Annotated in this window: 12 protein-coding genes; all 12 read left to right on the top strand. The window is 32.3% G+C overall.

The annotated features are described in order from the left end of the window. The first annotated feature begins 5 nt into the window (after positions 1-5). Complete coding sequence (locus BTO16_RS00510) at positions 6-929, top strand: efflux RND transporter periplasmic adaptor subunit (RefSeq protein WP_105019737.1); 924 nt, start codon at positions 6-8, stop codon at positions 927-929. After that, a complete protein-coding gene (locus BTO16_RS00505) occupies positions 929-3928 on the top strand; it encodes an efflux RND transporter permease subunit (RefSeq protein ID WP_105019736.1) in 3000 nt (999 codons plus the stop codon). Before BTO16_RS00510 ends, BTO16_RS00505 begins: the two co-directional genes overlap by 1 nt. A gap of 1 nt (position 3929) precedes the next feature. Then, entirely contained in the window at positions 3930-5072 is a 1143-nt protein-coding gene (locus BTO16_RS00500) for a serine hydrolase domain-containing protein (RefSeq protein WP_105019735.1), read from the top strand. Between the two features lie 72 nt (positions 5073-5144). Continuing rightward, complete coding sequence (locus tag BTO16_RS00495; protein WP_105019734.1) at positions 5145-5819, top strand: response regulator transcription factor; 675 nt, start codon at positions 5145-5147, stop codon at positions 5817-5819. A gap of 3 nt (positions 5820-5822) precedes the next feature. After that, complete coding sequence (locus tag BTO16_RS00490) at positions 5823-7073, top strand: sensor histidine kinase (protein ID WP_105019733.1); 1251 nt, start codon at positions 5823-5825, stop codon at positions 7071-7073. A gap of 65 nt (positions 7074-7138) precedes the next feature. Further along, positions 7139-9547, top strand: a complete 2409-nt coding sequence (locus BTO16_RS00485; protein ID WP_105019732.1) for an outer membrane beta-barrel family protein — start codon at positions 7139-7141, stop codon at positions 9545-9547. Positions 9548-9709: 162 nt separating this feature from the next. Next, the gene (locus BTO16_RS00480; RefSeq protein WP_245891911.1) at positions 9710-10180 is read left to right on the top strand and encodes a PepSY-like domain-containing protein; all 471 of its coding nucleotides are present in this window, start codon (positions 9710-9712) and stop codon (positions 10178-10180) included. A 139-nt stretch (positions 10181-10319) separates the two neighbouring features. Further along, a complete protein-coding gene (locus tag BTO16_RS00475) occupies positions 10320-10889 on the top strand; it encodes a phosphatase PAP2 family protein (RefSeq protein ID WP_105019731.1) in 570 nt (189 codons plus the stop codon). Between the two features lie 123 nt (positions 10890-11012). Beyond that, positions 11013-11636, top strand: a complete 624-nt coding sequence (locus BTO16_RS00470; protein WP_105019730.1) for a flavin reductase family protein — start codon at positions 11013-11015, stop codon at positions 11634-11636. Positions 11637-11642: 6 nt separating this feature from the next. Next, positions 11643-13064: an SDR family oxidoreductase gene (locus tag BTO16_RS00465; protein ID WP_105019729.1), complete on the top strand. Its 1422-nt coding sequence runs from the start codon at positions 11643-11645 to the stop codon at positions 13062-13064. A gap of 2 nt (positions 13065-13066) precedes the next feature. Then, positions 13067-13207: a DUF2256 domain-containing protein gene (locus BTO16_RS00460; RefSeq protein ID WP_105019728.1), complete on the top strand. Its 141-nt coding sequence runs from the start codon at positions 13067-13069 to the stop codon at positions 13205-13207. Beyond that, positions 13177-14487 carry a DASH family cryptochrome gene (locus tag BTO16_RS00455; RefSeq protein ID WP_105019727.1) on the top strand — a complete coding sequence of 437 codons (1311 nt, stop codon included), beginning with the start codon at positions 13177-13179 and terminating at the stop codon, positions 14485-14487. Before BTO16_RS00460 ends, BTO16_RS00455 begins: the two co-directional genes overlap by 31 nt. The last annotated feature ends 1 nt before the right edge of the window (position 14488 follow it).

Here is a 14488-nt window from a genome sequence, read left to right as displayed (position 1 = left end):
TACTTATGAAAAAAAAATATGCTATTTATAGTATTGCTTTGGCACTAAGCATCAATTTTATATTTACAGCTTGTAAAAAAACTGTAACAACTACTACTGATAAAAAAGCCCCGATTACTGTTTTGGTTGCTGAGGTAACCCAAAATCACCTCAAAGAATACTTAACGTTTAACGGTGTAACCGTTTATCAACAAAAAGAAACTATTCGTGCCAGCGTTACCGGTTATATTTCTAGGATGCATTATAAAATTGGAGATGCTATACGAATGGGTCAAACTTTTGCATCCATTAGAACAAAAGAGCAAGATGCGCTAAAAGAAGCGGTAAAAATTGATAGTTCATTAAGTAAATTTATAAACCCGATAATCATAAGAAGCAATGCAACAGGCATTTTTACACTGCTAAATGTTACCCAAAATGATTATGTTGCAGAAGGTGATCTCTTGGCAACTGTGGTGCAACCAGCATCGTTAGTGATACAATTAAATGTGTCTTTTGAATACGAAAACGCGATACAAATTGGAGCAACTTGCGAAATTATGCTTCAAAATGGAGAAACCATTACTGCAAAAATAACCAGCACACTGCCAACAATAGACGCAGTGGCACAATCGCAACTATTTATAATTGCGCTGCCAAAAGGAAATCTTCCAGAAAACTTAAATGTGCAAGTAAGAACTATTTACAAAGAAGACCAATCGGCATTAACAATTCCTAAATCGGCCTTGCAAACCAATGAATTATTAACGGAGTTTTGGGTGATGAAAGTAGTTGATAAATGGCTTGCAATAAAGCAAAAAGTAGTACCGATGCTAAAGAGTGATTCATTAATTCAGGTAACATCCAAAGGATTAAAAGTACATGATTTGGTGATTACGCAAGGCGGTTATCAGCTGCAAGATTCAACAATTGTAAGCTTTAAAAAGTAATGAAAAAACTGCATTCTAATTACAAATTTCCATTACTTGCCATTGGTATACTGCTACTTATTGGCGGTATTTTTACGTATCAAAATTTAAAAACAGGGTTATTTCCAGATATTACATTTCCTAAAATAAAAGTAATTGCAGACGCTGGGCAGCAGCCTGTAGATAAAATGATGACTACGGTAACCATACCGTTAGAAAACATTATTCGTAGCACCGAAGGGTTGCAATATATACGCAGTACAACTTCTCGCGGTAGTTGTGAGATTTCTGTGTTTTTAGATTGGAGCACAGACATTAATATAGCAAAGTCGCAAATTGAATCTTTTATCAATCAATCTCAAGGAAGTATTTTACCCAATACTGTTTTTTCTGTAGAAAAAATGAATCCGTCTATATTGCCCGTTATGAGATATTCTTTAGAAGGCGACGGATTATCGCAAGTAGATTTAAAGAAAATTGCAACCTACCAAGTAAAACCATTTCTTGCGGCAACACCAGGCGTATCCAATATTGCTGTTATTGGCGGAAAGGATAAAGAGTTTCAAGTAATTTTAAAACCCGATGTACTAAAATCGTTAGGTATTTCTGTTGCTACCATTCAGAATGCGGTAGTAAACTCTAACTTATTACAATCTAACGGATACATTAGCGATTTTAATAGAATGTATTTAACGCTTACCGATAATGCGGTTGATGATATTGACGATTTGCAAAACTTGGTCATTATTAATAGTCCTAATCGCTTAATTCGTTTAAAAGATGTTGCCAATATTGAAGTACATGAAGTTAAAGAATATGTAAAAATACTTGCCAACGGAAAAAATGTGCCAATAATTGCCATTGTAAAACAACCAAATGCCAACCTTATTGAAGTAAATAATACCATTGAACAAAAGATTGCTGAATTGGCAAAAACATTACCAAAAGGCGTAGTTTTAAAACCGTATTACAAACAAGCCGATTTTGTAAATACCAGTATTGCAAGTATTAAAGATGTACTTTGGATTGGTTTGGTGTTAGCCCTTTTGGTAGTTATTTTATTTCTGCGTTCGTTTTCGGCAAGTTTAGTGGTCCTTTTTACGATACCCGTTTCGTTGTCTTTAACGCTTATTGTACTTGATGCCATTGGTTATTCTTTTAACATTATGACCTTGGGCGCAGTTGCAGCCGCAATTGGATTGATGATTGATGATGTGGTAATTATTATAGAGCAGATTCATAAAATACGGGAAGAACATCCGAAAGAAAAAATGGATTGGATTGCGCACGAAGCGATTACACATTTGCTGCCTGCCATGATTGGTTCTTCGTTAAGTACGTTGGTTATTTTTATTCCGTTTGTTTTAATGACGGGCGTTGCGGGTGCTTATTTTAAAGTGATGGCGTTTAGTATGATGATTGCTTTGTCTGCTTCCTTTTTAGTAACCTGGTTATTGGCGCCTGTTTTATCTATTCTTTTTACCAAAAACAAAACAATTGAACACAAACAAGCAGCAAAAACTAAATGGATTCACAATGTTTTAGGAAAACCCTTTATTGGCATTGTTTTTCTGTTGCTTTGTGTTGCGATATTAGTTGTGGTTCCGTCAAAATTACCCTCTGGATTTTTACCAGAAATGGATGAAGGAAGTATTGTGTTAGATTATAACAGTCCGCCCGGCACCACCCTCGAAGAAACGGACAATATGCTGCAAATAGTAAATAGTGTTTTAGATACACAGCCCGAGGTTGAAGCCTATTCGGCAAGGTTAGGAACCCAGATGGGCTTTTTTATTACAGAACCTAATAGAGGTGATTATTTAATTAAATTAAAAGATAAACGCAGCGCAACTACCACAGCGGTTTCTGATAAAATTAGAAAACGGATTGAAGAAAAAGTACCCCAATTAACGATTGATTTTGGTCAAGTTATTGGCGATATGTTAGGCGATTTAATGAGTTCTGTGCAACCTATTGAGGTAAAAGTTTTTGGGAATGATGTAAAAACGTTAGAACGTTTATCAAGAGAAATAGCAAAAGAAATTGAAACGGTACAAGGTACAGCTGATGTAAATGACGGCATAATCGTTGCCGGCCCAAGTGTATCAATAATACCCAATGTACCTGTACTGGCACAATTAGGGATGACCGTTGCAGATTTTCAACTACAATTACAAACACAAATTGAAGGAACTGTTGTAAGCTCTATGATTGATAAAGAACAAATGGTCGCTATCCGTTTGATATACCCTGATGCCGGTAAAACCTCTATTTCTGATATAAAAAACACCGCTATTTTGTTGCCTAACGGTTCAAGTTTGCCAATGACTCAAGTTGCCACCATTGAAATAGGAAAAGGTGTTGCTGAAATTAATCGCGAAAATCAAAAATCGATGGGTGTAATTACGGCTCGTTTAAATAACAGAGATTTAGGTTCTACGCTTAAAGATATTCAACAGCATTTAACTAAAAAAATTGCACTTTCTACTGGGTATTCTATTGAATATGGTGGTGCTTACAAAGAGCAGCAAAAAGCTTTTAAGGAATTAATGATAATTTTAATTGCTGCTATTTTACTTGTTTTTATTGTGATCTTATTTCTGTTTAGAAAAGTAAAAATTGCGCTAGCTATTATTGTTATTGCCGTTTTGGGAGTTGCAGGAAGTTTATTGAGTTTGTACATCACTAGAACACCTTTAAACGTAGGTAGTTATACTGGTATTATTATGATTGTAGGTATTATTGGCGAAAACTCCATTTTTACCTACAGACAATATCAAGAAAGTGATGCTTCTTTAAGTCATATCCAAAAAATTGAATATGCGATTGCGGCACGTTTACGACCTAAATTAATGACCGCTTTTGCTGCGATAATGGCACTTGCACCCTTAGCGTTAGGCATTGGCGCGGGGGCACAATTACATCAGCCTTTGGCAATCGCGGTTATTGGAGGATTGGTATTTGCCTTGCCCCTTTTATTAATTGTGTTACCAACCATCTTAAAAATTATAAAAGAATAAAATGAACTATAAACTATCCTTATTTGCCCTCTTATTCTTGATTTTAAGTAGTTGTTCTGCTTTAAGACCGATACGATTTGGAGGGTTTCCAACACAGAAATCATACAAACGTTTTCCTAGCAGAGTTATAGAAAATGGTACGTCTGTATTTCATTTTATTGAACCTGCAAAAAATTATGATTTAGGTAAAAAAATAGGTCTTACCAATAAAGATTTTAATGCTACAAATGTTAGTTTAGATAGCTTTGTAAAATTACACAATACGGTTTCTTTTCTAATTATTAGAAGAGATACAATTCTTTATAAAAATTACCAACCCAATTTTACAGATACCACTTTAGTATCTAGTTTTTCGGTAGTAAAACCAATGGTCTCTACCTTGATAGGAATTGCTATTGACGAAGATAAAATACACAGTATAGAAGATAAAATCATTAATTATTTACCTGAATTTAAAAAAAAAGAAGGTTGGGATAAAATTAAAATTAGACACTTACTAGATCATACTTCTGGCATTGCTTTTAGCGATAGTAAATTCAATGTTTTATCTGACAATGCAGAGTTCTATTGGGGAAATGATTTGAGAGAACGAATGCTGAACGCGAAAATTGAAGAAAGTCCTGATAAAAACTTTAAATACAGTAGCATCAATACGCTGTTGTTATCGTACATTATTGAAAAAGTTACGAAAAAATCTACATCCAATTATTTACAAGAAAAAATATGGAAAGAATTAGGCATGGAAGCGCCTGCAACATGGAGCACAGATAGAGCCGACAATGAAGGAATTGAAAAAGCTTTTTGTTGTTTGCAAGCGCGAACCGTAGATTTTGCAAAGTTTGCCCGTTTATACATAAAAAAAGGAAATTGGAACGGTAAACAAATTATTTCTCGTGATTGGGTTGAGAAATCTACCAAACCACATCCGATAGGGAATAACAAACATTTTTATCATAATAATTGGGGAATTGGGCCTTTAAAATATGGTAGTTTTTTTGCTATTGGCTTATATGGGCAATATTTATATATGTATCCTGAACAAGAAATTATTATTGTTCGTTTTGGTGATAGTTCTATGAATTTACAAACCTCTTATTGGAATAGTATTTTTTTACAAATTATTGATCAATTAGAAACCTTGTAATGTGTAGTTTACTTAAATATTTTTTATCATAACTCTATTCTTAACCATTATTATAGTCTTAAATTTACAGACATGAAATATCTAATAGCCGAAGACGAAATAGATTTGCAACAAGCAATTGTTACCTATTTGCAACGTGATGGAAATATTTGTGAAGTGGCATCCGATTTTAGAGAAGCTTCCGAAAAAGCGGCCATTTATGAGTATGATATTATTATATTAGATATCAACTTAAATTCTGGTAGCGGTTTAGACATCCTAAAAACACTAAAAAAAGAAAAGAAAAAAGCAGGTGTGATTATTATTTCTGCTAATAATTCTTTAACCGATAAATTAGAAGGTTTAGATTTAGGTGCGGACGATTATATTACAAAACCTTTTCATTTAGCAGAATTGAATTCGAGAATAAATGCAGTGCTTCGTCGTGGTACTTATGGCGGTGATGAGGTGATGGAGTTTAACGAAATTAAAATTGACACCAAATCGAGAGCAGCGTATATAGACGGCAAAGCGATAGGACTTACCAGAAAGGAATACGATTTATTAGTGTTTTTTATATCAAACAAAGGGCGCATTTTATCCAAAGAAATTATTGCCGAGCATCTTTGGGGAGATGATAGTGATTTACTAGATAATTTTGATTTTATTTATGTGCACATCAATAATTTGCGAAAAAAGTTAACTGCAGAAGGTGCAAAATATATTAAAACTGCTTATGGCAGTGGCTATAAATTTATAGAAGATTAACCAATGCCAAAAAAAATAACGCTTATAAAAAAAACATCTAAAACCTTTCTTTTAACCGGATTCGTTTTGGCTTTTTTGAGTTCTGTAGCATTGTATTTTTACACAAAACACTTGTTAAAAAATGAAGTAGAAGAAGTATTATATTCTACAGAAGCCAGAGTTGCAGATGCTCTAAAAGAACACAATACCATATACTCTTTGCCACCTGTAACAGAAATAAAAATAGTAAAAACACTAAAAAACAAGTTGTTAAAAGACACAATTATCTATGATCCTTCGCAGGATGAAATGGAGCTATTTAGAGAATTATCTATTTTTAAAAATATTAATGGTACAAATTACCAAATAACCGTTCGGAATTTAGTGGTTGAATCTGATGATTTTTTATTGGCAATTGTACTCTCTAATATTATAATATTTCTACTGGCTTTTCTGTTTTTATTTTACTTTAACACCAAAAGAAATCTAAAATTATGGAAACCGTTTTTTATGAATTTAGAGCAGATGAAACGATTTTCTTTAACGTCAAAAAAACCGTTAGTACTTGTAGAAAGCGATGTCTTAGAATTTTCGGAATTGAAAAATGAGATTACGTTGCTTACTAATAAAGTAAAAACAGATTATGAGAATTTAAAGCAGTTTACCGAAAACATATCCCACGAAATACAAACTCCTTTAGCAATTATCCAAGCAAAAATTGACAACCTCATCAATGAATATGAAATAAATGACAAACAATTTAGCCAAGTAACTTCTATTCAAAAAGATATTCAGCGTTTAAAACAATTGAATAAAAAAATAACAATTCTTACTAAAATAGACAACAATCAGTTTATTAACATAGAAAACGTTGAACTAACCGTTTTAATCAACGAAAAGATTGAAAGCTTTAAAGAAATGCAGTTTGCAACTATTTTGCATACTTCTAAAAAGGAATTAATCGTTACAATGGATTCTTATCTTGCTGATATTTTGATTAATAACTTACTATCAAATGCCATTAAACATGGTGAAAAAGGAGAAGAAGAAATTGTAATTTTCACAACAGAATCAACCTTGACTATTTCAAATTTTGGAGAAACAGCACTTGCGAATCCAGAAAGTTTGTTTTTACGTTTTTATAGAGAATCTGATGGCGCACAATCTACAGGATTAGGTTTGGCAATCGTTAAAAAGATTTGCGATTTTTATGGATTTACGTTGTCTTATCATCACGAAGAACAAAAACATGTTTTTTCTATACTGTTTAAGTAGTTCGTAAATGAAAACTTAAAAATTGCTTAAGATTTGATTGGTATTATTGCATTAAAATTAAAATAATGATCAAAAAAATACTGCTATTTGCTGTTGTAATTTTATTTTATACAACTGCTTTTGCCCAAAATAATGTTACCATTTCTGGAACTGTAAAAGATAAAAACACTCAAAATACGATTCCGTATGCAAGTGTAGTTCTAAAATCTAAATTAGGTAATGCCTTTGTTATCGGAACGGCAACCAACGAAGAAGGCCTTTTTACTTTTGCCACTCTAAAATCTGGAAACTACTTTCTAGAAATTTCTACCATTGGATACATTACTTATAAGGAATCTGTCTATATAGGAACACTCTCTAAATTTATAGATTTAAAAAGCATTGAACTTAGCGAAGATATAGCCAGTTTAAATGAGATCGTTATTGACACTAAAAAAGATGAAATTAGTGCCAAGATGGATAAAAAAACCTATTCTTTAAAAGATAATATTAGTCAAAGTGGCGGTTCTGTTTTACAAGCCATGCAAAATTTACCAAGTGTAAGCGTTTTGGATGGAAAAGTAAAATTACGCGGAAATGATAAAATAATTGTGTTGATTGATGGCAAACAAACTGCGCTTACTGGTTTTGGAAATCAATCTGGATTGGATAACATTCCGTCTTCTGCCATTGACCGAATTGAAGTAATTAATAATCCGTCTTCTAAATATGATGCGAATGGAAATGGCGGAATTATCAACATCATTTACAAAAAAAATAAAGCGGAAGGCTTTAACGGAAAAGTTGGTTTTACTGGCGGTTTAGGTGCTTTATGGGTTCGTAAAGAAAACCTGCCAACTAGTAGACCGCAGTATACTGCCACGCCAAAAATAAATCCGTCTGTTTCTTTAAATTATAGAAAAGAAAAGGTAAATATCTTTTTTCAGGGTGATTATTTATACACCGAAACTTTAAATAAAAATGAATTTGTAACTAGAACCTATGATGACGGAACCATTATAAATCAACAATCGAAACGAAATAGAGATACCCATTTTTCGACTTTTAAATCGGGTGTAGATTGGACCTTAGACGACAAAAACACCCTAACTTTTTCTGGTTTATACGGCACAGAAGTAATTATTGATAATGGAGATCAACCTTTTTTTAATGAAGATTTTAGCAACCGTTTACGCCTTTGGCAATTTTTAGAAGATGAAGTAAAAATAACAGCAATGGCAACAGCAAGTTATCTACATAAATTTAAAGAAGCCGGTCATAACTTAACATTGGGATTTAATTATACGTTTCATAGGGAGGATGAAAAATACTTTTTCGATAATATTTTACCTAACCAACCAATTAGTAAAAATTCTTTTAAACTACTTTCGGATGAGCAGGTTTATGATTTTAATATCGATTACGTAAAGCCATTAAAATATGGTAAAATGGAAACAGGTATAAAAGTAAGACAAAGAAATATACCAATTAATATGCAGTTTTTTCCAGGAACGAACACTCCGCTAGATATTGAAGCAGGTGGGGAAGCAGAATACAAAGAATTTATCCCTGCTATTTATGGAAATTATATATATGAAAATGAAAAATATGAAGCAGAAATTGGTTTGCGAGTAGAATACGTTGATTTAAATTATTTTGTAAACCCAAATCATAACACCTATAAAACTGGAGGTTACACTTATTTTGAACCTTTCCCGAATGTACGATTTGCTAAAAAATTTGATGAAAACAATAAAATTTCACTTTTCTATAACAGACGTGTAGACAGACCAAATGAAGTTGATATTCGCATTTTTCCTAAATATGATGATGCCGAAATTATTAAAGTTGGGAATCCTAATTTACGTCCGCAGTTTACCAATTTATTAGAGTTAGGTTATAAAACAAGCTGGAATTCTGGTAGTTTATATTCCGCTTTTTATCATCGTTTTGCAGACGGAACTATTACCCGAATTTCGAGTACAGTTGGCAATGATCCTTTAATTTATGCAATTTTTCAGAATGCTGGTAAAAGTTTCAATAGCGGACTTGAAGTAATTTATGAAGAAGAAGTATCCGACAGCTATTCTTTTAATTTAAATGGAAATGTGTATCAAAATCAGATTGATGCTTTTTCGGTAGTTAATTTATATCCAACGGAAAATATTTTCTCGGCAGACCAACAAAAAATAACTTCTGGAACGCTAAAATTAAACAATAGCTTTCATTTTTCTAAAACGGTAGATGCGCAATTAACCGCTAGTTATTTAGCTCCGGATATTATACCGCAAGGAAAAAGAGCTTCTCTATTCTCGTTGGATTTGGGTCTTAAAAAATTAATTCAGAAGGGAAAAGGAGAACTCTTTTTAAATGCTACAGACTTATTAAATACAATGGTTACTAAGCAGACTATTAAAGGAGAAACATTTAGTTATACCAGCAATAATTATAACGAAACACAAATAATCCGTTTGGGATACACGTATAAATTTTAATAATTTTGTGCGCTATTTAACTCTTATAAAAAGGCGAATCAATAAGTAGGTTCGCCTTCTTTGTTAAATTAGATTCCTTTAAAATTTCTTTAGATTCTCTTAAACTCATCTTTAGAGTTGATGCCTAGATTTACACTATTATTAATCTTAAAAACAATAAAAATGAAAACAGTAAAAATGAAAACAATAAAAATAGTTTTAAGCACTTTATTAGCATGTTCTTTATTTGCTTTTACGTCAGGTGATAAAGCGCCATTAAAAGTTACACAGGCTTTTTCTAAAAAATTTCCTACCGTAAAAAAAGTAAAATGGGATAAAGAATCTGCAACCCAATGGGAAGCCGAATTTAAAATGAATAAAGTGGAATATTCCGCTAACTTTTTAGAAGATGGTACTTGGCAAGAAACAGAGCATGAAATTAGTAAAAAAGACATTCCTGCAACTATTAAAACTGCATTAATGGCTGCTTTTCCGGGCTATGAAATTGAAGAAGCAGAAATTTCTGAAACTCCGAAAGAATTGCTTTATGAGTTTATGATTGAAAAAGGCGAAATAGAAATGGAAGTAGCTATCAATGCTAACGGAACAATTGTTAAACAAGAAGTGAAAAATGATAAAGAAGATAAAGATTAGTTTGATTTTTAATTGATTAAACTTAATTTTAAAAATCCCAAAATGCAAATACGTGTTTTGGGATTATACTTAAAATTAATGATCAACTTAAAATTCCTTTAAAATTATTACTTATTTTTAAGAACTATTACCGTATCCAATGAACCCTAAATCTATAAAATTTTTAATCCTACATTTTATTGTTTTATTTTTTACATATTCGCCAATTTTTGCGCAAGAAACAACCTCAAAAAAAGTAGGAACAATTCAAAAAACAGGTGACCTAATTCTTTTTACAATGCCTCTAGCTAGCTTAGGAACTACTTTTATTATTGGTGATAAAAAAGGTGCATGGCAATTTACAAAAGGACTATTAACTACCTGCGCTGTTACCTACGGATTAAAATTGAGCATCAACAAAGAACGACCAGATATGACTAACAATAATTCATTTCCGTCTGGTCATACGGCTGCAACTTTTCATAGTGCGGGTTTCATTCATAGACGCTACGGATTTAAATACAGTATTCCTGCTTATCTGCTTGCTGGTTTTACGGCTGCTAGTAGAATCGATTCAAAAAAACACGATGTTTTTGATGTTTTAGCGGGTGCAACTATAGGTCTTGGTAGTACTTTGTTATTCACTACAACTTACCAACAAAAACATATGGAACTTACTTTTAATAGTAACAAAGGCGACTATCTTTTGGGCTTTCAGTACAGTTTTTAATTTGAATTCTAAAAAATTTATTTTTAGTTCAAACGCTCATTTTTAACGATACCTTGTGTTTAACTTATGGTGTAATTCGTTAAACAATTTGTATCTTTGTATGTATAAGTTAAAAATAAATACATGCATTTTTTTGATAACAAAGACATTCAAAGTCTCGATAAAATATACAAAATCAATTTAATAAACAGTTGCTCAGGCTTTAAGTCTGCAAATTTATTAGGTTCAATTTCTGCTGATGGCGTTGCTAACGTAGCCGTTTTTAGCTCTGTTACGCATCTAGGATCAAATCCGCCAACGTTGGGCTTTATTTTAAGACCTACAACTGTGCCTAGAGATACCTATAAAAACTTAAAAGAATCGGGTGTTTTTACCATTAATCATATTTGGGAAGATATCATAGAAGATGCACACCACACATCCGCAAAATATCCTACAGATGTTTCTGAATTTGATATGACAAATTTAGAATCAGAATTTAAAGGAAAATTTAAGGCGCCTTTTGTTAAAAATGCGCCCGTACAAATGAGCATGAAATTTATTGAAGAAATTTATGTACCTTCAAATGATGTAATGTTGGTAGTTGCTCAAATTGAGGAATTGTATATAAAAGACGAATTGTTACAAGACGATGGTTTAATCAATTTATCGATTGGTAAAGTGGCTACTATTAACGGTTTAGACACCTATGCAATTCCGCAATTCAAAAAACAACTTACATACCAACGACCAAAAAAAACTAAATAAAACTTTATGAAAATTCTCGTTACAGGTGCAACCGGCTATATTGGCAAACGTTTAATTCCGTTATTATTACATGACGGCCATACCATCGTGTGTCCTGTTAGAGATAAAAAAAGGGCTCAAAATTATTTCAAAGATCAAAAAAATGTAGAACTTGTTGAAGCCGATTTTTTAAACGGCCCATCGTTAAAATCAATTCCTAAAGATATTGATGTTGCGTATTATCTAATACACTCCATGTCTAACTCGGCAAAAGAATTTCATATTTTAGAAGAAAAGTGTGCGTTTAATTTTAAACGTTTTGCAGAACAAACTGCTATAAAACAGGTTATTTATTTAAGCGGAATTACAAATGACACCAAACTTTCTAAACATTTACTTTCAAGAAAAAATGTAGAGAAAACTCTGGCATCAGACAAATATGCTCTAACCACTTTTAAAGCCGGTATCATTGTAGGTTCTGGAAGTTCATCCTTCGAAATTATTAGAGATATTGTAGAAAAATTACCATTTATGATTACTCCTAAATGGTTAAATACAAAAACACAACCGCTATCAATTAGAGATGTATTGTCGTTTTTACACAATGCTTTAGATAAAAAAGAATTATTTAATACTTCGTATGATATTTTTGGTCCCGAAATAATGACCTATAAAAATATGTTATTGCAATTTGCAGAAGTACGAAAACTAAAAAGATGGATTGTTACAATACCTGTAATGACGCCAGGTTTGTCTTCATATTGGCTTTATTTTGTAACCTCAACGTCTTACAAATTAGCACGAACTTTAGTAAATTCTATGGGTGTAGAAGTTATTGGTATCAAAAGCGACATCAATCAAATATTAGATGTAAACCCAATGACTTATAAAGAAGCTGTAGAACTAGCTTTTAAAAAAATTGAACAAAATAGTATTATTTCTAGTTGGAAAGATTCTTATGTAAGCAGTGGGAAATTAAAAAATTATGTTCACGAATTTATAAATGTTCCAGAATATGGTTGTTTTAGAGATTTCAAAAAAAGAAAAGTTAAAAATAAAGAAGTTGCCTTAAATAGAATTTGGTCAATTGGCGGTGAAACCGGATGGTATTACGGCACATTTCTATGGAAAATTCGTGGAATTGTAGATCAATTTTACGGCGGTGCAGGTTTGCGAAGAGGCAGAAGGCATCCGTCTGAATTAAATTCTGGTGATGCATTAGATTTTTGGCGCGTAATTTATGCCGATAAAGAAAAGGGCAAACTACTACTCTATGCAGAAATGATTTTACCAGGCGAAGCTTGGTTAGAGTTTAGAATTGAAGACGGCATTTTATATCAAACAGCCACTTTTAGACCTCACGGTTTGGCAGGCAGGTTGTATTGGTATTCTGTAATGCCTTTTCATTGGTTTGTTTTTAACGGAATGATTAACAACATCAATAAGTAATTTTGAAAAAAGAAAACCTTCCAACTAAAATTTGCCTTGTATGTGAACGACCTTATACATGGCGCAAAAAATGGGAAAAAAATTGGGAAAACGTAAAATATTGTAGCGAAAAATGCAGGAGAAACAAAACAACACAGGTTTAATATGGTTTCGTAATAATCTACGAACGCTCGATAATATAGCACTCAAAAACGCCGTTGAAAAGCATGAAAAAGTAATTGCGGTATATTTTTTTGATCCTAAATTCTTTAAAGAGGATGCCTTCGGGTTTCAAAAAACAGCAAAGTTTAGAGCAAAATTTCTTATTGAAACCATCACCGATTTAAAAAAGAATTTAGCAGCTTTAAATATTACGCTCCTCACCTATTTTGATGCGCCAGAAAATAAAATTGCTGTTTTGTGTGATGAATTTTCAGTAAATGCAATTTACACGCAAAAAGAATGGACACGAGAAGAACTTGACACCAACGAGTTGATAAAAAAAACATTGTCTGCCGATGTGAAATTTATTGAAGAATACGATCAGTTTTTATACCATCCAGAAACCGTTTCTAAGAATTTTAGCAACATTCCGGATGTGTTTACACAATTTAGAAAGAAGTTAGAAAAGTATGTTGAGATTCCAGAGGAAGTTTTCATCTCTAAATTAGCATCCACTAATAACATTGAAAATAAAACAACAATTCCTTCGCTTTCAACTTTAGGTTTTGACGATTTTGAAATGCATCCAAAAACTGCGTTTCCGTTTTTAGGAGGAGAATCCGAAGCTTTAAAAAGAGTAAATTATTATCTTTTTGAAAGTAAAAAAGTGGGGTTTTATAAACAAACGAGAAATGGTTTGGTGGGTGTAGATTACTCCACAAAATTTTCTCCTTGGTTGGCAAACGGCAGTTTATCCGCAAAAACTATTTACTGGAAAATTAAAGCCTACGAAAAAGAATTTGGTGCAAATGACTCTACTTATTGGGTGATTTTTGAGTTGATTTGGAGAGATTATTTTAAATATATTTCTTTAAAATATGATGCTAAAATCTTTAAAATTGGGGGAATTTTAGATAAAAAGTATCATTGGAATACCGATAAAAAAATTATTCAGCAATGGATTAACGGCGAAACCAAAGACGATTTTGTAAATGCAAATATGATCGAATTTAAAGAAACTGGTTGGATGAGCAATAGAGGAAGACAAAATGTAGCCTCTTATTTTGCCAAAGAATTATTATTAGATTGGCGCATTGGTGCCGCTTATTTTGAGTCTATGTTACTAGATTATGATGTGCATAGCAATTATGGAAATTGGATGTATGTTGCCGGAGTTGGCAATGACCCAAGAGACCGAAAATTTAATACACAATTGCAAGCAGAGCGCTATGATGCAGCTTATACCTTTAGAAAATTGTGGTTATCAAAAACATTGTTTTAAG

The sequence above is a fragment of the Polaribacter glomeratus genome, assembly GCF_002954665.1.
Classification (GTDB): domain Bacteria; phylum Bacteroidota; class Bacteroidia; order Flavobacteriales; family Flavobacteriaceae; genus Polaribacter; species Polaribacter glomeratus.
Note: the sequence above shows the minus strand (reverse complement) of the source record. Positions and strands in the feature narration are given on the sequence as shown.

Excerpts from the sequence above, each read along its gene's own strand:
- BTO16_RS00490 (WP_105019733.1), top strand. The coding sequence starts at position 5,823 with ATGCCAAAAAAAATAACGCTTATAAAAAAAACATCTAAAACCTTTCTT.
- BTO16_RS00510 (WP_105019737.1), top strand. The coding sequence starts at position 6 with ATGAAAAAAAAATATGCTATTTATAGTATTGCTTTGGCACTAAGCATC.
- BTO16_RS00455 (WP_105019727.1), top strand. The coding sequence starts at position 13,177 with ATGCAGGAGAAACAAAACAACACAGGTTTAATATGGTTTCGTAATAAT.
- BTO16_RS00505 (WP_105019736.1), top strand. The coding sequence starts at position 929 with ATGAAAAAACTGCATTCTAATTACAAATTTCCATTACTTGCCATTGGT.
- BTO16_RS00475 (WP_105019731.1), top strand. The coding sequence starts at position 10,320 with ATGAACCCTAAATCTATAAAATTTTTAATCCTACATTTTATTGTTTTA.
- BTO16_RS00495 (WP_105019734.1), top strand. The coding sequence starts at position 5,145 with ATGAAATATCTAATAGCCGAAGACGAAATAGATTTGCAACAAGCAATT.
- BTO16_RS00500 (WP_105019735.1), top strand. The coding sequence starts at position 3,930 with ATGAACTATAAACTATCCTTATTTGCCCTCTTATTCTTGATTTTAAGT.
- BTO16_RS00485 (WP_105019732.1), top strand. The coding sequence starts at position 7,139 with ATGATCAAAAAAATACTGCTATTTGCTGTTGTAATTTTATTTTATACA.
- BTO16_RS00470 (WP_105019730.1), top strand. The coding sequence starts at position 11,013 with ATGCATTTTTTTGATAACAAAGACATTCAAAGTCTCGATAAAATATAC.
- BTO16_RS00480 (WP_245891911.1), top strand. The coding sequence starts at position 9,710 with ATGAAAACAGTAAAAATGAAAACAATAAAAATAGTTTTAAGCACTTTA.
- BTO16_RS00465 (WP_105019729.1), top strand. The coding sequence starts at position 11,643 with ATGAAAATTCTCGTTACAGGTGCAACCGGCTATATTGGCAAACGTTTA.